This is a genomic window from Winogradskyella sp. 3972H.M.0a.05, from assembly GCF_040493455.1.
GTDB lineage: Bacteria > Bacteroidota > Bacteroidia > Flavobacteriales > Flavobacteriaceae > Microcosmobacter.
Genome location: NZ_JANFDA010000003.1, coordinates 127,655 through 147,453, shown reverse-complemented (window position 1 = coordinate 147,453; position 19,799 = coordinate 127,655). Strand labels below are relative to the sequence as shown.

General features: G+C 35.9%; 23 protein-coding genes. 13 read left to right on the top strand and 10 right to left on the bottom strand.

Going from position 1 to position 19,799, the window contains the following annotated elements; translation table 11 throughout:
- Positions 1-47: 47 nt before the first annotated feature.
- The gene (locus NCE97_RS07655; RefSeq protein WP_353778423.1) at positions 48-341 is read right to left on the bottom strand and encodes a cell division protein ZapA; all 294 of its coding nucleotides are present in this window, start codon (positions 339-341) and stop codon (positions 48-50) included.
- 13 nt (positions 342-354) lie between these two features.
- Positions 355-645 (bottom strand): coiled-coil domain-containing protein, encoded by a 291-nt coding sequence (locus tag NCE97_RS07650; protein WP_353778422.1) that lies wholly within the window; start codon positions 643-645, stop codon positions 355-357.
- A 131-nt stretch (positions 646-776) separates the two neighbouring features.
- On the opposite strand from NCE97_RS07650, the gene NCE97_RS07645 reads away from it, so the two are divergent.
- From NCE97_RS07645 to NCE97_RS07635, 3 genes are all read left to right on the top strand, one after another.
- Positions 777-1,616, top strand: a complete 840-nt coding sequence (locus NCE97_RS07645; protein WP_353778421.1) for a hypothetical protein — start codon at positions 777-779, stop codon at positions 1,614-1,616.
- 107 nt (positions 1,617-1,723) lie between these two features.
- Complete coding sequence (locus NCE97_RS07640) at positions 1,724-3,409, top strand: M23 family metallopeptidase (RefSeq protein WP_353778419.1); 1,686 nt, start codon at positions 1,724-1,726, stop codon at positions 3,407-3,409.
- A gap of 12 nt (positions 3,410-3,421) precedes the next feature.
- Positions 3,422-5,911 carry a carboxypeptidase-like regulatory domain-containing protein gene (locus tag NCE97_RS07635; RefSeq protein WP_353778418.1) on the top strand — a complete coding sequence of 830 codons (2,490 nt, stop codon included), beginning with the start codon at positions 3,422-3,424 and terminating at the stop codon, positions 5,909-5,911.
- Positions 5,912-5,915: 4 nt separating this feature from the next.
- Here NCE97_RS07635 and NCE97_RS07630 read toward each other — a convergent pair whose 3' ends face one another.
- Complete coding sequence (locus NCE97_RS07630; protein WP_353778417.1) at positions 5,916-6,554, bottom strand: CHAP domain-containing protein; 639 nt, start codon at positions 6,552-6,554, stop codon at positions 5,916-5,918.
- The gene (locus NCE97_RS07625) at positions 6,551-7,690 is read right to left on the bottom strand and encodes a cysteine desulfurase family protein (protein WP_353778416.1); all 1,140 of its coding nucleotides are present in this window, start codon (positions 7,688-7,690) and stop codon (positions 6,551-6,553) included. Before NCE97_RS07625 ends, NCE97_RS07630 begins: the two co-directional genes overlap by 4 nt.
- Before the next feature lie 121 nt (positions 7,691-7,811).
- Between NCE97_RS07625 and NCE97_RS07620 the strand changes: the two genes are divergently transcribed.
- Positions 7,812-8,744, top strand: coding sequence for a metallophosphoesterase family protein (locus NCE97_RS07620; protein ID WP_353778415.1), 933 nt, complete (start codon positions 7,812-7,814; stop codon positions 8,742-8,744).
- On the opposite strand, the gene NCE97_RS07615 is transcribed toward NCE97_RS07620, so the two are convergent.
- Positions 8,741-9,301, bottom strand: a complete 561-nt coding sequence (locus tag NCE97_RS07615) for a DUF8465 domain-containing protein (RefSeq protein WP_353778414.1) — start codon at positions 9,299-9,301, stop codon at positions 8,741-8,743. The genes NCE97_RS07620 and NCE97_RS07615 overlap by 4 nt on opposite strands.
- The gene (locus NCE97_RS07610) at positions 9,298-9,495 is read right to left on the bottom strand and encodes a hypothetical protein (protein ID WP_353778413.1); all 198 of its coding nucleotides are present in this window, start codon (positions 9,493-9,495) and stop codon (positions 9,298-9,300) included. Before NCE97_RS07610 ends, NCE97_RS07615 begins: the two co-directional genes overlap by 4 nt.
- A 95-nt stretch (positions 9,496-9,590) precedes the next feature.
- Here NCE97_RS07610 and NCE97_RS07605 point away from each other — a divergent pair, with 95 nt between their 5' ends.
- From NCE97_RS07605 to NCE97_RS07595, 3 genes are read left to right on the top strand one after another with little or no spacing between them, the layout of a single operon-like run.
- On the top strand, positions 9,591-11,378 hold the full coding sequence (locus NCE97_RS07605; protein WP_353778411.1) for a DUF8693 domain-containing protein: 1,788 nt from the start codon (positions 9,591-9,593) through the stop codon (positions 11,376-11,378).
- Positions 11,379-11,421: 43 nt separating this feature from the next.
- Positions 11,422-11,703: a DUF2752 domain-containing protein gene (locus tag NCE97_RS07600; RefSeq protein ID WP_353778410.1), complete on the top strand. Its 282-nt coding sequence runs from the start codon at positions 11,422-11,424 to the stop codon at positions 11,701-11,703.
- An 11-nt stretch (positions 11,704-11,714) separates the two neighbouring features.
- The gene (locus NCE97_RS07595) at positions 11,715-12,047 is read left to right on the top strand and encodes a CCC motif membrane protein (RefSeq protein WP_353778409.1); all 333 of its coding nucleotides are present in this window, start codon (positions 11,715-11,717) and stop codon (positions 12,045-12,047) included.
- Positions 12,048-12,113: 66 nt separating this feature from the next.
- Here NCE97_RS07595 and rocD read toward each other — a convergent pair whose 3' ends face one another.
- From rocD to NCE97_RS07580, 3 genes are all read right to left on the bottom strand, one after another.
- The gene (rocD, locus tag NCE97_RS07590; RefSeq protein ID WP_353778408.1) at positions 12,114-13,355 is read right to left on the bottom strand and encodes an ornithine--oxo-acid transaminase; all 1,242 of its coding nucleotides are present in this window, start codon (positions 13,353-13,355) and stop codon (positions 12,114-12,116) included.
- A 178-nt stretch (positions 13,356-13,533) separates the two neighbouring features.
- Positions 13,534-13,914, bottom strand: a complete 381-nt coding sequence (locus NCE97_RS07585) for a DUF6768 family protein (protein ID WP_353778407.1) — start codon at positions 13,912-13,914, stop codon at positions 13,534-13,536.
- A complete protein-coding gene (locus NCE97_RS07580) occupies positions 13,904-14,458 on the bottom strand; it encodes an RNA polymerase sigma factor (protein ID WP_353778406.1) in 555 nt (184 codons plus the stop codon). The genes NCE97_RS07585 and NCE97_RS07580 overlap by 11 nt, the downstream gene beginning before the upstream one ends.
- Positions 14,459-14,599: 141 nt before the next feature.
- Here NCE97_RS07580 and rlmD point away from each other — a divergent pair, with 141 nt between their 5' ends.
- The 5 genes from rlmD to NCE97_RS07555 are packed head-to-tail and all read left to right on the top strand — an operon-like array spanning position 14,600 to position 18,313.
- Positions 14,600-16,051 carry a 23S rRNA (uracil(1939)-C(5))-methyltransferase RlmD gene (gene rlmD / locus NCE97_RS07575; RefSeq protein WP_353778404.1) on the top strand — a complete coding sequence of 484 codons (1,452 nt, stop codon included), beginning with the start codon at positions 14,600-14,602 and terminating at the stop codon, positions 16,049-16,051.
- A 40-nt stretch (positions 16,052-16,091) separates the two neighbouring features.
- Entirely contained in the window at positions 16,092-16,457 is a 366-nt protein-coding gene (locus NCE97_RS07570; protein ID WP_353778403.1) for a four helix bundle protein, read from the top strand.
- 34 nt (positions 16,458-16,491) lie between these two features.
- On the top strand, positions 16,492-17,025 hold the full coding sequence (locus NCE97_RS07565; protein ID WP_353778401.1) for a DUF6452 family protein: 534 nt from the start codon (positions 16,492-16,494) through the stop codon (positions 17,023-17,025).
- A complete protein-coding gene (locus tag NCE97_RS07560) occupies positions 16,997-17,734 on the top strand; it encodes a DUF6048 family protein (protein ID WP_353778400.1) in 738 nt (245 codons plus the stop codon). The genes NCE97_RS07565 and NCE97_RS07560 overlap by 29 nt, the downstream gene beginning before the upstream one ends.
- 54 nt (positions 17,735-17,788) lie before the next feature.
- Positions 17,789-18,313: a DinB family protein gene (locus NCE97_RS07555; protein WP_353778399.1), complete on the top strand. Its 525-nt coding sequence runs from the start codon at positions 17,789-17,791 to the stop codon at positions 18,311-18,313.
- 2 nt (positions 18,314-18,315) lie between these two features.
- Here the strand turns inward: NCE97_RS07555 and NCE97_RS07550 are convergent, their stop codons facing one another.
- Positions 18,316-18,924 (bottom strand): hypothetical protein, encoded by a 609-nt coding sequence (locus NCE97_RS07550; RefSeq protein WP_353778397.1) that lies wholly within the window; start codon positions 18,922-18,924, stop codon positions 18,316-18,318.
- A gap of 193 nt (positions 18,925-19,117) precedes the next feature.
- On the opposite strand from NCE97_RS07550, the gene NCE97_RS07545 reads away from it, so the two are divergent.
- Positions 19,118-19,612: a hypothetical protein gene (locus NCE97_RS07545; protein ID WP_353778396.1), complete on the top strand. Its 495-nt coding sequence runs from the start codon at positions 19,118-19,120 to the stop codon at positions 19,610-19,612.
- The last annotated feature ends 187 nt before the right edge of the window (positions 19,613-19,799 follow it).

The window sequence follows — 19,799 nt, the reverse complement described above, 5'->3', positions numbered from 1 at the left end:
AATAATAACTAATGTAGGCAGTAACCTTAATTTTATTTTAAAGAACGTTACGAGCTTAAATGCGTTTTTAAAAGCTCATCCAAAGCAGACAATCTGTTCTGGACATCTTCACTGACATTTATCGTATCTATAGTTTTCTGTTCTACTTGAGAAGCAAACTGTAAGGCGCACATCGCCAATACATCTTGCTTATCTCTCACAGAATAGTTTTGCTCAAACTGATTAATCATTGCTTCTATCTTCTTAGCCGCTTTTCTCAAGCCTTCTTCTTGGCTTGGAGCTATCGTCAAAGGATATACTCTATTCGCTATAGAAAGCTTTATTTTTAGCTGTTCGGACATTAAATCTATTTCATTACTCCGACAATTGTGCTATACAATGGTCGATATCTCTGATTAATGTATTTATCTTGAGCTTTGTATCTCGTTTATTTTCATCACTGCCAAGCATTGAACTTGCAACTTTGAGTGACTCGTATTTTTCAATCCAAGTGGACAACTCCTCTTGTTTTTGAAGTACTTCTTGCTGATATTTCACTAATTCTTCAGATAATTTTGCATTGGTTTGTCTTAAAACCTCTTGCTTGTGCAAAATTTTACTGATTTTGTTTTCTAAAGAATCAACAATATCCTCAATCTTACTCATTTATGCTTTTCAATACTAACGTAACAAAGTTAACATTCCGTACTAGAATTCGCAATTGTTTTACAATAATTTTTAAAATTCCCGATTATACTATTAACGAATTTCGCTAATGTATTAGAGTTTAAAAGGATATGAATCGAAAATATTACCTCTTAAATTTTGTCTTCGTTTCTGGATTGATTCTCCTATTTATAAATGATCATTTTTTGAAATGGGAATATCACAATTGGTTCACAGGAAAGCTTTCAGATTTTGTCGGGATCCTCATCTTCCCGATGCTAATAACCTTCTTTTTTCCAAAATCCCTAAAAACCAATCTGATAGTAACCGGAATCTTCTTCATCTTTTGGAAATCTGAATATTCTCAGTCATTCATCGACCTATACAATAGCATAACACCCATTCAGATAACAAGAGTTGTAGATTATACAGATTTGTTAGCACTCAGTATGTTACCGCTGACTTATTTTATTATTAAAAGAGTTCATCAATTCGGTTCATTACGAATTCAACTAGGATGGATTAAACCTGTTGCGGTTTTAATACCAGCGATAGTAATCTTTATGGCTACTTCTCCTCCACATCGATTTTATTACACACATTCAAGTGGGAAACTACACTTATATGGCATTAAAAAAACAGTCAAACTGAACAAAAGTGAAGTCCTATACCAATTATCGAAACATGGTTACCAAGTATATAATGATAATGAACGAATGATTTGGGGCGATACAATAACACTACAAAACCCTGATCACGTATACTATAAAATTGATACCATAGTTATAGAAAAAGACACCTTGAGAAACTTAAGGTTTGCTTTGCAAGAAATATCTTCCGATAAAACAACGATTTGGATAAATGGTGTAGATATTCCTGATAGTATCCCAGACCATAAGGTTGAACGCAAATTGAGAAGATACTACAAGAAATTAATAAAAAAACATATCAAAGAGCATTTCAAAAAATGATGATTTCTAAATATATATTGCCGTTAATATCAAAGACACGACCGTTTGTTCTTTCAACGTTTGTATATTATTTCCAAATTAATATTTTAGTATTTTATTAGCCGCAAATGAAAAACTTAATACTTCTACTCTTACTCTTACAATGCTGCATACTCCAAGCGCAATACCCTCAGGATTACTTCGGAGACCCCTTAGATATTACTCTAGTCTTATCTGGAACATTTGGTGAACTGAGATCTAATCATTTTCATTCTGGGATAGATATCAAAACTCAGCAAAAAACAGGTCTTAGGGTGTATGCCACTGCAGAAGGGTATGTTAGTAGAATAAAGATTTCACATTATGGATACGGTAAAGCACTATACATTACCCACCCAAATGGATACACAACAGTATATGCCCATCTCAAAAAATTTGATGGAGCTATAGAAGCTTATGTAAAAAAGCAGCAATACCAAAAAGAGACTTACGAAATAGAGATGTTTCCTCAAGCCAATGAACTGAAGGTCAATAAAGGAGACATTATAGCATATTCTGGTAATTCGGGAGGTTCTGGAGGTCCGCATTTACATTACGAAATACGAGACAATACAGAGCGTCCAATTAATCCAATGCTTTTTGGTGTAGACATTAAGGATACCCGAGAACCCTTTGTGACTGGAATTTATGCCTATGCAAAGAATGATACTTCTTATGTAAATGATTCAAGGAACAGGAAAGAACTTCGCTTAATTACAAAAAGTAATGGAAGTTATGCTGTTGAACCTCTTAAAGCCTATGGTGATATTGGATTTGGTGTTGTGAGCTACGATCAACAAGATTTGGCTCCAAACTATAATGGCTTAAGTAATATTCAGACTTTTTTCAATGGCAATAAAAACTTTGAAGTAGACTATAAACGCTTCAGTTTTGATGAAACTAAGCATATCAATAGGCTAATTGATTATGAAATTTACAAGGAGAAAAAGTCTCGAATTCAAAAATTATTTGTTGAAGAAGGCAACCCTTTGAGCTTATATAAAGATGTAGAAGCTAATGGATATATTAAGGTAGAAGATAGCACCTCATCGGTCTACAAGATACGATTGCGCGATTTTAAAGGCAATGAAAGCTGGGTGACAATTCCTATACTCGGGAAAAAAGAACCTTCTAAACCTATACAAAATGAAATACGCAGTCTGCACTATGTTTATGCAGACCAAACAACAACGCTACAAGACGAAAATATTTCAGTATACATTCCTCAGCAAACCTTTTATGATAATTTCCACATTGATTTTGCTGTGAGTAGCGATACGCTAATATTACATAGAGATGTTATTCCTCTCAAAAAGAGATTAACCGTTAGTTATGATATAAGCAACTATGACGTAGCCGATAAGGACAAACTCTATATCGCAAGACTCTATGGGTTTCGAAAAACTCCGAGTTATGTGTCCACAACCAAAAAAGGAGACATCTTAAGCACTCGGACCAAAACACTTGGAACTTACACTCTTGAAACCGATTTGGAATCTCCGAAAATTACGCCTGTGAATTTTCAGGATAAAAAATGGATCAGTAAACATACTCAACTGAAACTTAAGATTGAAGATGAAGACTCTGGAATAAGTAATTATAGAGCAACAGTAAACGGAAAATGGATATTAATGGAGTATGATTACAAAACAGACCTTTTGATTCATAATTTTAGTGATAATGTTCTCAAGGACACAGAAAACAAATTAAAAGTAATTGTTACGGATAATGTCGGAAATAGTTCTACATTTGAAGCAACCTTTTTTAGAAAATAAAACGAAAATCATTTGAAACGCTTCTTTTTTAGATCAGTTCTTTTTTTTCTACTACCAATCCTTGCCTATTCACAATCGGCTACAGTAAAAGGAATTATCCTAGATCAAAATCAACTACCTATATCCGATGTTAGTATAAAGGCTGGTAATGATGGTACAACATCCAATGTTAATGGATTCTACACTTTAAAAATCCCTGCAAATGTTGATGTTACGATAGAGTTCACACACATATCGCATAAGCGTGTTGTCATTACTGTAAACTTGAAAAATGGTCAGGATTATGAGTTCAATCCAGTAATGGATGAAAACATTGAACAGATTACTACAGTAGTCATTACTGGGAATCAGAGGAAAGCTGTTGAAGGTGTTACGACGATTTCTCCAGAAATCATAAGAACCATTAAAGGTGCTCAACCTGGTGTAGAAAATATCCTGAAGACTTTACCTGGAGTAAATATCTCTAACGAATTGAGTACCCAATATTCTGTAAGAGGTGGAAACTTTGATGAGAACTTGGTTTATGTCAATGAAATTGAGGTCTATCGTCCATTCCTCATCAGGTCTGGAAATCAAGAAGGTTTGAGTTTCGTGAATACTGATTTGGTACAAAACGTAGATTTCTCTGCTGGTGGATGGCAAGCCAAGTATGGCGATAAGATGTCTTCTGTATTAGACATTACATATAGGAACCCTGTTCGCTTTGGAGTACGTGCTGACCTCAGTTTATTAGGTGGAAGCATTGCTACTGAAGCTGTTTCAAAAGATTCTAAGTTTTCAGGTATTGTTGGACTACGTTATAGAAACAACAGTTTAATACTAAACAATCTTGAAACTGAAGGAAACGTAATTCCAGAATTTGCCGATGCACAAACCTATTTAACCTATAAGTTTTCAGATAAATTTCATTTAAACTTCTTAGGAAATATTTCCCTTAACAGATACGATTTCCAACCTACAAATAGGCAAACAAACTTCGGAACGCTTCAAGAGCCAATAGCCTTATTAGTTTTTTATGAAGGCCAAGAAAAGGATCAGTACCAAACCATGTTGGGTGCACTAAAGGCAAATTATTTTGTTAATGATAATCTTACTTTAAAGCTTATCGCTTCAGCTTATCACACCACAGAAGAAGAGTATTTTGATATCCTTGCTCAATATAGGCTAGGTGAAGTCAATACTAACATTGGTGATGAGAATTTAGGGGAAGTTGAATTTAGTGAAGGTATTGGTTCGCAATTGACCCATGCTAGAAACGATTTGGATGCATTAATCACAACAGTTCAGCACAAAGGTGATTATCAACTAGAAGATGATGAAAACAATGAAAACACCCTAGAATGGTCTGTAAAGTACACGCGCGAAGATATTAGAGATAGACTCGTAGAGTGGGAAGTTATTGATTCGGCTGGATTCTCAATACGTCCGCCAAATTTCGAACTTCCTAATGAGCAACCATATGAACCTTTTGAAGGTCCGCTGACAGCATTTCAAAATGTTAGAGCCACTAACAACGTGGTTATTGATCGTTTGCAAGCATACTTGCAATGGAGCAAAAGAGGCATGCTAGGCAATAGTGAAGTATTCTATAATGCTGGTGTTCGTGTTCACAATTGGTCTGTAGATAGTGAAGTACCAAATGAAAATGGCGTTACTTCATCTAATCAAACTGTATTTAGCCCAAGAGCTCAATTTGCCATCAAACCAGATTGGGAGCAAGATATGTTGTTTAGAGTAGCTGGTGGGTTGTATTATCAGCCACCTTTCTATAGAGAGCTTAGAGACTCATCTGGTGTTGTACAACCAAATGTAAAGGCTCAGCAATCGTTTCATGTTGTAGTCGGCAATGAGTATAGTTTCCAGATTTGGGATCGCCCTTTCAAGCTTATCTCTGAAGCGTATTACAAAAACCAAACGGATGTTAATCCATATACTTTAGAAAACGTTCGTATTCGTTATAGAGCACGCAATAATGCCAAAGCCTATGCTTATGGTTTAGACTTAAGACTAAATGGTGAATTTGTACCTGGCACAGAATCTTGGTTTAGCTTTGGATATCTTAAAACAGAAGAAAATATTGATGGTCGTGGTTACATAGCCAGACCTACAGACCAGCGTTTAAAGTTTGGTATTCTGTTTCAGGATTATGTACCAAACATTCCTGATCTAAAAATGTATTTAAATCTAGTTTATAACACAGGAGTTCCAGGTGGTTCTCCGAGTTATGCAGACCCTTATGATTTTCAACTTAGATTACGCGATTATAGACGTGCCGATTTAGGTATCTCTTATGTTTTAGTAGATAGAGAAAAGACGTATAGTGCCAAATGGAAGCAACCTTTTAAGGAACTCTCTTTAGGCTTTGAAATCTATAACATGTTCAACAATCAGAACTCAATAACTAATACTTGGGTTAGAGATGTGTATTCGAAGCGTCAGTTTGCAATACCAAACTTTTTATCCCCTAGAATTTTTAATGTAAGATTGTCAGCTAGGTTTTAGTGAATTATCTTTTCCTTAACCAACCAAGTATTTCGCTATCATCGAGATACCATTTGCCGTTTTTAAACTCTAAATCAATATCATCCCTAGAGCGATTACCTACATTTTGTTGAACGATTTCTATGTCATCTTTATTGACCTTAGAAACAATTGCAACATGTCCATAGGAATTAAAAATATTACCTCCAAAGATGATTAAGTCATCTGGCTCTGGTTTTGAAGAACTGCCATTAGTGAACTGCAACAGATTACGCTCCGAATTTATATTCCCATCTGCAACATTAGCATTAAAAAAGTCCTTGGCATGACCATAAGAGTTAGGCATCTTATGATTTAGGTGCTCGTAATAATAGCGCTTTACAAATTCTACACATTGCCATTTAAGGCCTAAGTTATAACCATCGGCAGACAAATTCCTTCCAGAAGTGTTAGACACGCTCTCATTGTAGATAACATACACGTCATTATGGACATCTAGGGTATCTCCTACGTTATCAGCTTTAAATTGTTTTTGCTTGGGTTTTTCAACAACAATGGAGTCGGGTTGCTGCGCTTCAATTATTGTATTTTCAGCTTTTGTGTTGTCTTTTTTACAACCAAAAATTAGAACTAGAAAAAGTAAAGTGATGAGGTTGGCTTTCAATTCAGAGATTTTAATACCTCTACAACGTAATCCACATCGTCTTTAGTATTATACTTACTGAAGGAAAAGCGAACCGAAGGTTTATTGAGTTCCTCCTCATTTAGTATTTCAGAAAGGACATGAGATTTTTGCGAACTTCCGCTTTGACAAGCACTTCCCTTGGAACAGGCAATGCCTTTTAAATCTAATTGAAACTGCAACATCGCAGCTTTCTCTGGTGAAAGCGGTAATCTAACATTAACTAAGGTGTAAGTACTCTTATCCATGTCACCAGAATTACCATTGAAGCCAACGTTGGAAATACACTCCTTTAATTGTTCAATAAAATAGCTCTTGATAGACTTTATATAAGCTTTCTCAGTATCTAGATAACCATAAGCCAATGCCAATGCTTTATCTAGACCAATAATATTATGCAACGATTCTGTACCTGCTCTTAGGCCTCGCTCCTGCTCTCCTCCGATAATGGATGGCTTAATACCTGAATCTTTTCTTATGAATGCAAATCCAACGCCTTTTGGACCATGAAATTTATGTGCGCTAGCCACCATAAAATCTATTGGGATTTGTTGCAAATCCATAGTATAATGACCAACGGACTGTACCGTATCACTATGGAATAATGCGTTATGGGTTTTGCAAAGCTTCGCTACATCTTCAATATCTAAGATGTTTCCAATCTCATTATTGATATGCATCAAGCTAACGATAGCCTTATCACTTACTTTAAGTAAAACTTCCAGATGATCGCGATCTATATCTCCATTTGGTTTTACATTAACAAATTTGATATTCACATCATACTCCTTACTCAAAAGTTCAGCAGTGTGCAATACCGCATGGTGTTCAATCTTGGATGTAATGATTGTCTTGTAACCCAAATCTCTGATAACACTTCGTAGAATAAGATTATCTGCCTCTGTGCCTCCAGAAGTAAAGCAAATCTCGGAAGCCGAAACATTGAAGTGCGCAGCAATGTTTATTCTACATTGTTCTATCAGAGCTCTAGAACTGCGTCCAAAACTATGGGAAGAAGATGGATTACCATAGTGAAGCCTCATGACATCTGTCATGGCATCAATAACCTCATCACGCATTTTGGTTGTTGCAGCGTTATCGAAATACACATTATTCATGGTGCAAAGATGCAATATTTTGTTGGCAAATTATACTCAAAGCTATTCGCTATAAAATTATTAAGCTTTTGGCACGTTCTAAATTGACAATTCTCTTATTTTTGCTTTAAATGAAAATGCAATGATGCGATATTTACTTGGGCTTTTTTGCCTGTCTTTTTTACTATTTGGTTGTGATGATGGTGATGTTATTACTGTGGAGTTTGCTTTTGATGATACATTTGATACTTGTGGAGAAATGGTATTATTCAAAACCACCAGTGACCCTTCTGAATCTCTTTCCGTTTTTATTTCTGGACTTACTGAATCCGACTTAACAACTTTCGGAGAGAACTTAGTGGATTATACAGAAACCATGACTGAAATCAGAAGTTTGAGCGAAACTAACACTCTCAATTATCGCAGATATGATGCCACAACTATAAGCGGAGACGACTTATTCTGTAATGAAATTCCAAGTAATATTACCATAATATCGGATGAAGAAGTAACTAGTGGTACTGTTGAGTTTACCACAACGGCAACAGATGATGATAATGATGGTATTCCTTGGCAAGATGAAGATGCTAATGAAGATGGTGATAATAACCCTGCTACAAACCCTACAGACACTGATAATGATGGTATACCAAACTACTTGGATGTAGATGATGATGGGGACAATGTATTGACTAGAGATGAAGATACTAATGAAGATGGTGATAACAACCCTTTCACTAACCCTTTGAATACTGATGGTGAAGATCAGCCAGATTATTTAGACACAGATGATGATAATGATGGAGTATTGACAAGAGATGAGGAAAGTATTTTGGCGGACAATAACCCTACGAACGATATTACGTCTAGTGAGATTGGTCCAGATTACTTAAACCCAAATGTTTCAGTATCTGTTCCGGCAACTGAATTTAGAACTCATCAAATCACAAGAAGTTTTACTAGTTCTGTTGAATTACTTAACGTTACCTTTGCGTTTGTCGTGAATGATATGTTTGACTTTGGAACAACAGGCTGGACATCATTGACCATCGAGAAAGCTACAATCTTTAACTAGTCTCTCACATTCTGAAAAATATAAACTTCGGTAGCACCATAACCGTACTCTCGATAATCGGCATCGTAGTATTTTAGATTATCGTAGCGTCTAAGAACGGTTTCCATTTCCATTTTTAAGACGCCTTCTCCTACGCCATGAATAAATACAACTTTCTGGATGCGTTTTCTCATCGCAAATTCCAATTGTCGCCTTACTGTATCCAACTGTAAAGTAATAATATCGTAATTGGTCATGTTTCTGGTAGAATCTACTAATTTTTCAATATGAAGATCTACCACTAAACTTGGCTTAGAACGCTCTTTTGGTTTGGACTTTTTAGATTTTGGTTTACGATCAGTTTCTTTTTCTTGTATGACTTGTTCAGAATTAGCATGACTAAAAATCGAAGTAGATATATCTGAAGCCTTATCTAAAACTAAATCATTCGCTTGGTATGAAAACTCAAAGCCATCTTCAGATTCAATATAAATTGTATTGCCATCAATACGAGATACAACACCTGAGATATTCTCGTCTATAACCGAAACCCTATCACCAACTTTGAACGCTCTCATTGTTCATCTGCTGGAGGTTCAGAATCATTTTGCTTGCTCGGTATGTTTCGAGATATACGATATAAGCCTATCATTAAAAATACAATTCCTATGATCAGTATATATGGACTCTGTTTTGCTTCAGCTTGAGCATAAAGCGCTACTAGTCCGCCTATTACAATGAGTACAATATTTAGTAAACGTGATAAATCCATGCTTTTAAACGGTAAAAATAACAATTAATCGATTATTGGGCGATTAAAAAATCCTAATATGTTTTATCCTTAAATTTATGTGATTAATTAATCCTATGGCTACTAGATTACTTTTTATTATTTGCTTTAGCTTATCGCTTTCCAGCTTTGCACAACTCTATGTGGAAAATTCTGCCTACGTGTTTGTAAACGATCAGATCATTACAGTTACAGACGATATTAATTTAAATAATACCGATAGTAAAATCTATTTGAGGAATGAAGCGCAATTAATTCAAAAGAATAATGTAGGTAACACTGGTATTGGGCAATTGAGTGTTCAGCAAAGTGGCACTGTTAATCAATATACTTACAACTATTGGTGTTCACCGATAGGGAATAATTCAGCCTCTAGTGGTAATGAAGATTTTAGAGTAGAACTTATCGACGAATCCACAGGATTGATTTCTAGTATCGATGTTTCCTTTACTGGTGCTGGTGGTTTTGACAGTAGCCTATCGCCTCTAACTATTGCGAGTCCTTGGTTATGGACTTTTATAGCTAGCGATGAATATAGTGATTGGAGCTATGTTGGTGACACAGGTAATATATTGCCTGGGCTTGGGTTTACTATGAAAGGTGTTGGTACTGGCGCCACAGGAAGTCAGTTATACGACTTTAGAGGAAAGCCAAATAATGGTACTATTAGCAATACGGTTTCTGCGCCAGTTGCGGGTGACCCACAATGGACTTTGGTTGGTAATCCTTATCCTTCTGCAATAGATTCCAGAGATTTTATTCACGATACACAAAATCAAAATAGCATTACTGGCACACTATTATATTGGGAACAACAACAAGGACAGTCTTCGCACAACACAAATACATACATTGGAGGTTATGCAACCTATACCATTAATGCAGCTGGTACAGTTGAAAGTTTTGTGCCTGCAGTATTTTCCACCTATGATGATCAAGGTCAGGAAGTAGGTGCTTTTCCTGGTCCTGGAGGTATAAAAACTGCTGAGCGCTATATCCCAATTGGTCAAGGATTTATGGTTGAAGGTAGTGTAGGGTCTACAGGTACAGTGAGAACTACCAATGACATGCGTGTTTATGAAACTGAATCAGGAGGTAATAGTTTTTTCTTTAGAACTTCTGGTGAAGCAGAATACAATACTGTCGCTTATGATGAAGACGGATTTAATGTAGTTCCTGAAGACTTCAGACGTTTTAGAATTAACGTAGCATTCAATGAGACACTATCTCGACAGTTACTAATGAACTTCCACAATTCAGCTACAGATGGTTTTGATTATGGACTTGAAGGCAGAAGCCCTGAAGGTGTAGACTCTGACGCTTATTGGATTTTGGATGATGCTCCATTTGTTATACAAGCGCTTCAATTTGATGAAGCTCTTAAAATTCCTTTAGTAGTCAAAGCTGACGAACAACAATCTATCAGATTCAAGATAGTTGACGTTCAAAATTTTGCTGATTCGCAACCAATCTATATTCATGATAAAGAGAATGACATTTATGTAGATCTAAGAGCTCAGGATTATGATATCAATATAGAAGAAGGAACTTTTACAGATCGTTTTGAAATTGTTTTTATACAAGAAGATACACTAAGTATTGTTGAAAGCACTTTGGATACGCTTAAGGTTATTCAAGACAATACCAATGCTCAACTTACCATTCTCAATCCAAATGCATTATCTATAAAATCAGTTTCGCTGATAGATATTGCTGGCAAACAATTATGGAATAAAGTCAATATTGGCTCCAATAATACATACAATTATTCTACTTCCGATTTATCTGAGGGTGTATATTTAGCTTCTATTCGTTTGGAGAATAATGCAACACTCACTCAAAAAATCATAGTTTCTCATAAGTAGCAGAATGTATTTTACTTTCTTATTTTTGTGCATCAGATAACTTATGATGTCACCAGAAGAATATATGCTACCCTGTTTATGGAAAAAGATGTTTGGCATTGATTGCTTGGGCTGTGGTACACAGAGAGCATTATCTTTAATCTTTCAAGGTGATTTTGTTGGTGCCTTCAAAATGTATCCAGCAATTTACACGATTATCATCATGTTTACTATTTTGGTTTTGCACTTAAAATTTAAGTTTAAGAACGGATCAAAAATTTTATTCAACTTATTTATCTTAAATATTATTATTATTGTAACTAGTTATATTATAAAACACATTTAAATCAACCTGATATGGAAAAACAAACACTACCAAATTCAACATTAATTTTAGTCATGGGAATATTATCAATAGTAGGATGCTGTTGTTATGGACTTCCTGGACTTATTTGTGGTATTGTCGCAGTTATTTTAGGACAAAAAGCGACTAACCTATATAAAGAGGCTCCAGAAAACTATTCTGGTTATGAAAATGTGAAAGCTGGAAGAATCATGGGAATTATTGGTCTTATCCTAAGTGTATTATTCATGATCTATATCTTATGGGTAATCTCAATGATTGGATGGGATGCACTTGGAGATCCAGAATTAATGATGGAAAGAGCACAAGAAATGCAAGGTCTATAAATATCCTACTTAACAATAAAAAAAGCGACCAATTTGGTCGCTTTTCTTTTTTATGCAAATTGAGGTTTACTCAAAATCCTTAAGTGTCTTAACGATTATTGACACACAATCTAATATCTGTTCTTCGTTCATTACCAATGGTGGTGCAAAACGAATTATGTTTCCGTGAGTTGGCTTAGCAAGTAAACCATTGTCTCTAAGTTTCAAACAAATATTCCACGCAGTATCACTATCTTCAGTATCATTGATAACAATTGCATTTAGCAATCCTTTACCTCTTACGAGATTCACGATATTGCTAGTCTCGATATACTTGTTTAATTCACTTCTAAAAAGTTCTCCTAGCCTTTGCGCATTATCTGCAAGTTCTTCATCACGAATAACTTCTAATGCAGCAATAGCTACAGCAGCAGCTACTGGGTTTCCACCAAAAGTGCTTCCATGATTTCCTGGTTTGATTACATTCATAATGTTATCGTTCGCCATTACAGCACTTACAGGATAAGCACCTCCAGAAAGGGCTTTACCAAGAATTAAAACATCTGGTTTTACATTTTCATGATCAACTGCTAATAATTTACCAGTCCTTGCAATACCTGTTTGTACTTCATCAGCAATAAACAACACATTGTATTGCTCACACAAGGCTTTAGCTTTTGTTAAATATCCTTCACTAGGCACATAAACACCGGCTTCACCTTGAATAGGCTCGACCATAAATCCAGCTACGTTAGCGTTATTCTTTAACGTATTCTCTAAAGCTTCTAGATTATCGTATTCAATCTTAATGAATCCCTTTGTATAGGGCCCAAAGTTCTCACGTGCTACAGGATCGTTAGAAAACGAAATGATCGTTGTTGTACGTCCATGAAAGTTATTCTCACAGACTATAATTTCAGCTTCGTTTTCATCAATACCTTTGACTTCATAGGCCCATTTTCTGCAAAGCTTTAAAGCTGTTTCTACAGCTTCTGCTCCAGTATTCATTGGTAATAATTTGTCGAACCCAAAATATTCTGAAGCAAATTTCTCATAGCGTCCAAGCATGTCGTTGTAAAATGCTCTTGACGTTAAGGTTAAATTTTGAGCTTGTGTAGTCATTGCTCCAACAATTTTTGGATGACAATGGCCTTGGTTCACAGCAGAGTAAGCAGACAGAAAATCGTAATATTGCTTACCTTCAACATCCCAAACATGGACACCTTCTCCTCTACTCAATACCACTGGAAGTGGATGATAGTTGTGTGCACCATACTTGTTTTCTAAATCGATCGCTTGTTGCGAAGTTAATTGGTCTAAAACAGCCATTTTAAAATAATTTAAAGAGTTAATAAAACAACCATTCCTGCTCTACCTTTATTCCTTCGAAGATTGTGCGCCGTTTGTAGAACTACATTAGCGACACTCGAAAAAGCAGCGTGGGAGAGAAATCATCCCTAGAGGCTTGCAAATTACTAAATATAAATGGCGATTTAAAATGTTATCACTACAATTTTCCCGATAAGGACGAAACCTGAATCTCGATACGCTTTATTTCACGTAGAATAGCATTCTTATCCATTTGCATCCATGCGAACAGTTTTAGCATTCCTATTGATGTTAAGCAAAAAAAGCCTAGAACTGACCATTTAATAAGTTCTTTCACATCTTCTGTGTTGAAAAACTGAATAGCGCAATACACAAAGAATGCAAACATAAATACCATCACTACATTGATCATGATGATTAACCATTTCAGTTTTCCTTGAAATAAGCCTTCTAACATTTGAAACATGTTTTGCTCATCTAGCTCATCGTAGAATTTAGTTTCCTCTTCCGTCAACGTTTCTTTTATCAACTTATCAATATCTTCCATATTAGTTTTCATAATGTTTATGTTTTAATAGTGTTTTTAATTTTTCTCTCGAATGAAATAATCTCGATTTTACAGTTCCTGTTGAAATACCTAATTGTTTACTAATCTCTTTCAGCGAATAGGCTTCAACATAAAACAGTCGCAAAACCTCTTGATGCTCTGTAGACAACGATTTAATGGCTTTCAATAATTCGTTTTTTAATTGCGTTCTATCATTATCTTCTGGCTCTGCTTCAGGAATTTCCTTAAGCAATTCTTGAGATCTCATAGGATACTTACTTTTTAGCCTTACAATATCAAGAGCTTTATTGCAAACAATGCGTGCAGCCCAAGCACCAAAATTCTGTGATGTTTTTAAAGTGTGAATCTTATTCATTATAACATTCCAACCATCCTGTGCTATGTCCTTAGCCATATCTTGGTCTTTCACAATCCAAAATGCCTTATAGCAAAGCTTTTTGTGCCAGCGCTGTACCAAGACATTCAATGCTAGTTTATCTCCATCTTTGTAGTGCTCTACAAGATCAGCATCAGATAAATGGTCATATTCAGGCATTATAAACAGCGTTTACTCTTAAGACGAGAAAAAAATAAAAGGTTCAAATTACAGCTTCAATAAAAGCGGAATTCTCATTAAAGATAGTTGATTATCCTCTGCTATTATTATTTTTGCACGAGTGAAAAAACACGATACTAAATGCCTCGTAGAGAACGGAACAAATTTGTAAAACGCGGACAGATCATAGAGCTAGTCATCGAAGATTATGCTTTTGGTGGAAAAGGTATTGCTCGTATTAGAAATGAACATGGTGAGTTTGTGGTTTTTGTTCCCAATACAATTCCGGGGCAAACTGTAAAAGCCCAAATAAAAAAATCGAGTAAGCGCTATGCCGAGGCAAAGTTGTTAGATGTATTACAGTATTCCGAAGCAGAAGTAGATATGCCTTATCAGGATATTCCTGGTGCACCTTACATAAAACTACCAATAGAAAAGCAGCATCAATATAAACTTGATAGTACGTTAGAACTTTTTAAGCGTATCGGTAAAGTAGAATCGATTTCAGACTATTTTGATGAGTTTGTAAGTTCACCTAACACCTTCCATTATAGAAACAAAATGGAATATGGGTTTTCTGCTATTGGGTATGATAGAGCTGCAAAAACTGACATTGATGCCTTTACACTAGGTTTTAAAAAACGAGGTACTTGGTGGTGTGCTGAAAACTTGGATACAGATAGCGGATTATTTGATGCTGAAGTTGAACAAAATCTAAAAAACATCCGTAACTATTGTGAGCAAACTGGTTTGGCGCCTTGGCACGCACCACGTAAGGAAGGTTTTTTTCGCTATTTTGTGGTACGTAAATCCTATAAAACCAATAGACTATTGTTCAATTTGGTGACTACATCGTATGATTTACCAAAATTTAGTTTGAAGGATTTTGCGGACTATTTAGTCAACCTTTTTGGCGATCGTGTTGCTGGATTCCTTCACACCATAAATGATGAAATTGGAGATAGAACCATTGCCACAACTGGCTCTATAGAACTTGTTTATGGAGACGATAAAATAGTAGAAGAACTCTTAGGACTGAATTTTGAAATCAGTATGAAAAGCTTCTTTCAAACCAATCCGAAATGCGCTGAGAAACTATATTCTAAAGTCATCGATTATGCTTTAGAAAACAAAGACGCAGTAGACAACACTGTCGTATTGGATTTGTTTTGTGGCACAGGAACCATCGGGCAAATACTAGCTTCAAAAGCAAATAACACTAAGATTATTGGTGTCGATATTGCAGCTTCTGCAATTGAGGACGCTAAAGAAAATGCTAAGCGAAATAATATAGAAGGTCTTGAGTTTTATGCTGCCGATGTTGGAAAGTTCTTAACCGAACATCCGCAATATCAAAACAAAATAAGAACCATTATACTCGATCCTGCTCGAGCTGGTATTGCACCAAAAACGCTAAAAAAAATCATAAACTTAAATGCAGAACGTTTGGTTTATGTATCTTGTAACCCAGCCACTCAAGCACGAGACACAGAGCAACTAACATTGGCAGGTTACAAGCTAAAAAAGATGAGTTTAATCGATCAGTTTCCGCATACAGCGCATATAGAAACTGTAGTACTTTTTGAAAAGTAATTCACTGTTTATTTGTTGTGAGTTTATCTGTAAGTTGTATATGAAAGTATTTTCTTTTGAAAAATTAGAAGTTTGGCAAGAATCCACTAAACTAGTTAAACAAATCTATAATATTACCAATAGTTTCCCGCAAGAAGAAAAATTTGGCTTAACAAGTCAAATGAGACGTAGTAGCATCTCTATTGCATCTAATCTTGCTGAAGGAACTTCAAGAAAAACGGCAAGGGATAAAGCTCATTTTTCAACAATAGCATTCAGTTCTGCAATGGAATTGTTAAATCAACTAATAATTTCAAAAGAACTAAACTTTGTTACAGAAGAAAGTTATATTTTGCTACGCAAAAAATTAGAGAAAATAACTAATATGTTGAATGCGTTACGTAATTATCAACTCAAAGACAAATAAACAAATCAACAATTAGAACTATTTTATACACTGAATGAACAAACTAAATAAGATATTACTTTTATTACTAGTTATCACTTCTACGAATTGCGAGCGCGATGATATTTGTGCAGAAGGTACATTAACAACACCACAATTGGTGATTAATTTCAATAATGTAACCTCTCCCGAAGATTCTAAAAATGTAGTTGCCCTTACTGTCACTCCCCTAGATGACATGGGAAATGACCTTCCCTCTATTCTAACAAGTTCAACGGTGAATACAATTTCGGTACCATTGCGAATTCAGGATGAGACCGAAACGGATCCAATTACTACAAGCTATAAACTCATTAAGAATGCTGGAAGTGAAACCGAAGAGAATACAGATATTATCAATATCACCTACACTACTGAATTCATTTATGTTTCCAGAGCCTGTGGATTTAGAAGCATATTCAATTTAGATCCTAATACTCAAACAGCATTTAATGTAGATGTCGACGGCGACAACTGGATTCTATCATTTAACATCGATAATTTCACAATAGACAATGAAAATGAAGCGCACATTACAATATTCCATTAAGCTAATAGTGGTTTTATGTTGTGCGACCATTGGCTTTGCGCAAGATAATACAGCGGCTAACGATACTATAGTTTATAAACAAAGTTATGGGCTTCGTATTGGCGGTGACCTATACAAACTTGTTAGAACTGCTTTAGATGATGAGTATTCTGGATTTGAGATTAATGGTGATTACCGTTTGACGAAACGTTGGTATTTGGCTGGTGAACTAGGTACAGAAGAAAAAACCACAACGACAGACTTCTTGGATGTTACTACTTCTGGAAGTTATTTTAAAGCTGGTGTTGATTACAATTTCTATCGCAACTGGCTCAATATGGAAAACATGATCTATGGTGGTCTTCGGGTTGGTGCCAGCACCTTCAAGCAAGAGCTAAACGACTTTACCATTTATGATGTCAATAATGGTGTTTTTGGGCAATTCTCGCCAGATCGACCACAAGAATTTAGTGGGCTTACCGCAATTTGGGGCGAAGTTATTTTTGGGTTTAAAGCCGAGTTAGTCAACAACCTCTATGTTGGTGTAAATGCTCAGCTCAAAATGTTGGTGAGTGATGACCAACCCGATAACTTTGAGAACATATACATTCCTGGGTTCAACAAGACCTATGACAGCGGAAGTTTTGGGTTTGGGTTTGGGTACAATGTCTCCTACCTCATCCCTATCTACAAGAAAGACAAAAAGGTTACTCTACCAAAAGAAGAATAGCACTTTACAGTTTTATAGAAATTTCCTATCTTTTTCGTAGCTAAATCAACGCTTATGGAAAAAGAGGCTATTGCTGACTTACTCGAAGAAAAGTACCAGGCTTTATTAGAACTTCTGGAATCTAAGGATGTAGACCAGTGGGAATCTGGTCCTAAAGGTAAATGGACTACAGGGCAACACGCGCTACACCTACTCCAATCCATAAAACCGCTCAATGCTGCCATGAGCATGCCCAAGTTTTTGTTGCGCTACAAATTTGGTAAAGCCAACAGAGCTGTTAGACCTTATGATGCTGTGGTAAAACGTTATCAGGAACGTTTAGAAGGTGCCAAAGGCAAAACTTATAAAGGCTCACAAAACATGAAAGTACCGCGTTATAAGGACAAAGATTATATTCTTACACGCTTACAAGTGGAACAAAAGAAACTTCAGGCTAAAACCATGCGTTACAAAGACAAAGATTTGGACGCACTCATCTTACCACATCCACTCATGGGAAAAATGCCAGTACGAGAAGTCGTAATGTGGTCGGCATATCATGTAGAGCATCACACCAAAACACTTAAAGAGAAGTATTAATCTTACCAAGGCTTCCCTTCAGCATCAACAGGATATGTAGAAGTTCCTGCATCTCGCATTTTATCATTCACTTCATCCAAGGCATCTTGCCCTTGGGCACCACCAACCATTTCTGGAACAAGTCCATTTGGTCCTGAAGTGCCTTTAAATGACAAACGATAGTATTCATGGTCAATGACTTGTCCGTCACAGAGTAAATCTACCTTCCAAGTGAACTCATATGCATAACTATAACCCTGAGCTTGCGATCCTTGAGGAATACCTAAACCTGGACTATCCATAATAGTAACTTCATTACCGTTGGCTACAGCTTTGCACTCAAAGCCATGCCACTCTGGATTAGCATCTACAGAATCAGTTCGCCAACCATCCCTACCTGGCTGCCATGTCCAGGATTCACCTTGTGGATCTGTAATATCACCTTTAGAAACAGTACCCGAAGGCGTTGTAATAGAGCCGCCTGTACTGGTCTCGTGCGTGTATACTTTCACGCTGATTTTATCGCAGGGACAATCGACTATGAACTTAATTTTCACAAAGCTTAATTGCAATTTTTTAACGCCGTTTGGTCTATCGACAAACTCTACGTTACCGACTTCGATTTGTGCCATGAGAGAGGATTTTAGATTACTAAATAGCTAATTACCTAAAGGTACTCAAAAACAAATTGAAAATCAACGATTTAGAAATAAAAGCTTCAAAATTACGTAGGTTTACGTATTGATTTTCAGTGTTTTAAAAATTAACTTTACACCTATCCCCTCGCAGTATAATACGCTATTATCAATATTTAAACCATATATCATGTCATCACCAATTCAAAACTTTGTAATTAGCAAAGAACGCCCCGGAAAAATTAATCTTCAGTTTGATTATACTGGAGTTTCTGAACACTTCGATACCGTTATGGTACTACTAGTAGAGCAAGACCATATCGGCGATAATTGGTCTCTAAAACATAGAGAGTCCCAAATATGGACGACCAACGGTTGGATGAAATTTTTAGAGCTCGACTTCTATAATGAAACCTACAACAAATGGTGGAACCAAGGAAGCTCTGCAGGCAATGAAGATGATACGGGGAACCGTAAACGAATTCGATTACTTCCTACACCATTAGGCCTAAACCGTGTGTCTTTTGGAATTATGTATTACCAAAACCAAGTAGATGAAAATCATACGTCTACAGTACCTGGATTAGAATTTTATGGTGTCGCTGGCATCGTTTCCCGCATAGACGGAAGACCTGTAGTACAACTGGGTGACATTAAATACTCTAACCAGATTGCTGGAGCATAAAATACGTAGGTTTACGTATTGATTTCTAAACACTTAAACACTAACTTAGCAATACGAGTATTTAAAAACTGAGCTAATTAACAACAAGGTGCAGTATAACCTCCAATTTGAAGTTATTCAACAACCACTTAAAAGGTAAGTTATCACTTCTTATTTTGTGGGTTATCCTTACTAATTTTTATTGGGT

Bases quoted from the DNA above. Each gene is read 5' to 3' on its own strand.
- NCE97_RS07620 (WP_353778415.1), top strand. From the start codon at position 7,812: ATGATGCGATATTTACTTGGGCTTTTTTGCCTGTCTTTTTTACTATTT.
- NCE97_RS07650 (WP_353778422.1), bottom strand. From the start codon at position 645: ATGAGTAAGATTGAGGATATTGTTGATTCTTTAGAAAACAAAATCAGT.
- NCE97_RS07545 (WP_353778396.1), top strand. From the start codon at position 19,118: ATGTCATCACCAATTCAAAACTTTGTAATTAGCAAAGAACGCCCCGGA.
- NCE97_RS07610 (WP_353778413.1), bottom strand. From the start codon at position 9,495: ATGGATTTATCACGTTTACTAAATATTGTACTCATTGTAATAGGCGGA.
- NCE97_RS07565 (WP_353778401.1), top strand. From the start codon at position 16,492: ATGAACAAACTAAATAAGATATTACTTTTATTACTAGTTATCACTTCT.
- NCE97_RS07605 (WP_353778411.1), top strand. From the start codon at position 9,591: ATGGCTACTAGATTACTTTTTATTATTTGCTTTAGCTTATCGCTTTCC.
- NCE97_RS07600 (WP_353778410.1), top strand. From the start codon at position 11,422: ATGATGTCACCAGAAGAATATATGCTACCCTGTTTATGGAAAAAGATG.
- NCE97_RS07555 (WP_353778399.1), top strand. From the start codon at position 17,789: ATGGAAAAAGAGGCTATTGCTGACTTACTCGAAGAAAAGTACCAGGCT.
- NCE97_RS07625 (WP_353778416.1), bottom strand. From the start codon at position 7,690: ATGAATAATGTGTATTTCGATAACGCTGCAACAACCAAAATGCGTGAT.
- NCE97_RS07615 (WP_353778414.1), bottom strand. From the start codon at position 9,301: ATGAGAGCGTTCAAAGTTGGTGATAGGGTTTCGGTTATAGACGAGAAT.
- NCE97_RS07640 (WP_353778419.1), top strand. From the start codon at position 1,724: ATGAAAAACTTAATACTTCTACTCTTACTCTTACAATGCTGCATACTC.
- rocD (WP_353778408.1), bottom strand. From the start codon at position 13,355: ATGGCTGTTTTAGACCAATTAACTTCGCAACAAGCGATCGATTTAGAA.
- NCE97_RS07595 (WP_353778409.1), top strand. From the start codon at position 11,715: ATGGAAAAACAAACACTACCAAATTCAACATTAATTTTAGTCATGGGA.
- NCE97_RS07550 (WP_353778397.1), bottom strand. From the start codon at position 18,924: ATGGCACAAATCGAAGTCGGTAACGTAGAGTTTGTCGATAGACCAAAC.
- rlmD (WP_353778404.1), top strand. From the start codon at position 14,600: ATGCCTCGTAGAGAACGGAACAAATTTGTAAAACGCGGACAGATCATA.
- NCE97_RS07585 (WP_353778407.1), bottom strand. From the start codon at position 13,914: ATGAAAACTAATATGGAAGATATTGATAAGTTGATAAAAGAAACGTTG.
- NCE97_RS07570 (WP_353778403.1), top strand. From the start codon at position 16,092: ATGAAAGTATTTTCTTTTGAAAAATTAGAAGTTTGGCAAGAATCCACT.
- NCE97_RS07580 (WP_353778406.1), bottom strand. From the start codon at position 14,458: ATGCCTGAATATGACCATTTATCTGATGCTGATCTTGTAGAGCACTAC.
- NCE97_RS07560 (WP_353778400.1), top strand. From the start codon at position 16,997: ATGAAGCGCACATTACAATATTCCATTAAGCTAATAGTGGTTTTATGT.
- NCE97_RS07645 (WP_353778421.1), top strand. From the start codon at position 777: ATGAATCGAAAATATTACCTCTTAAATTTTGTCTTCGTTTCTGGATTG.
- NCE97_RS07655 (WP_353778423.1), bottom strand. From the start codon at position 341: ATGTCCGAACAGCTAAAAATAAAGCTTTCTATAGCGAATAGAGTATAT.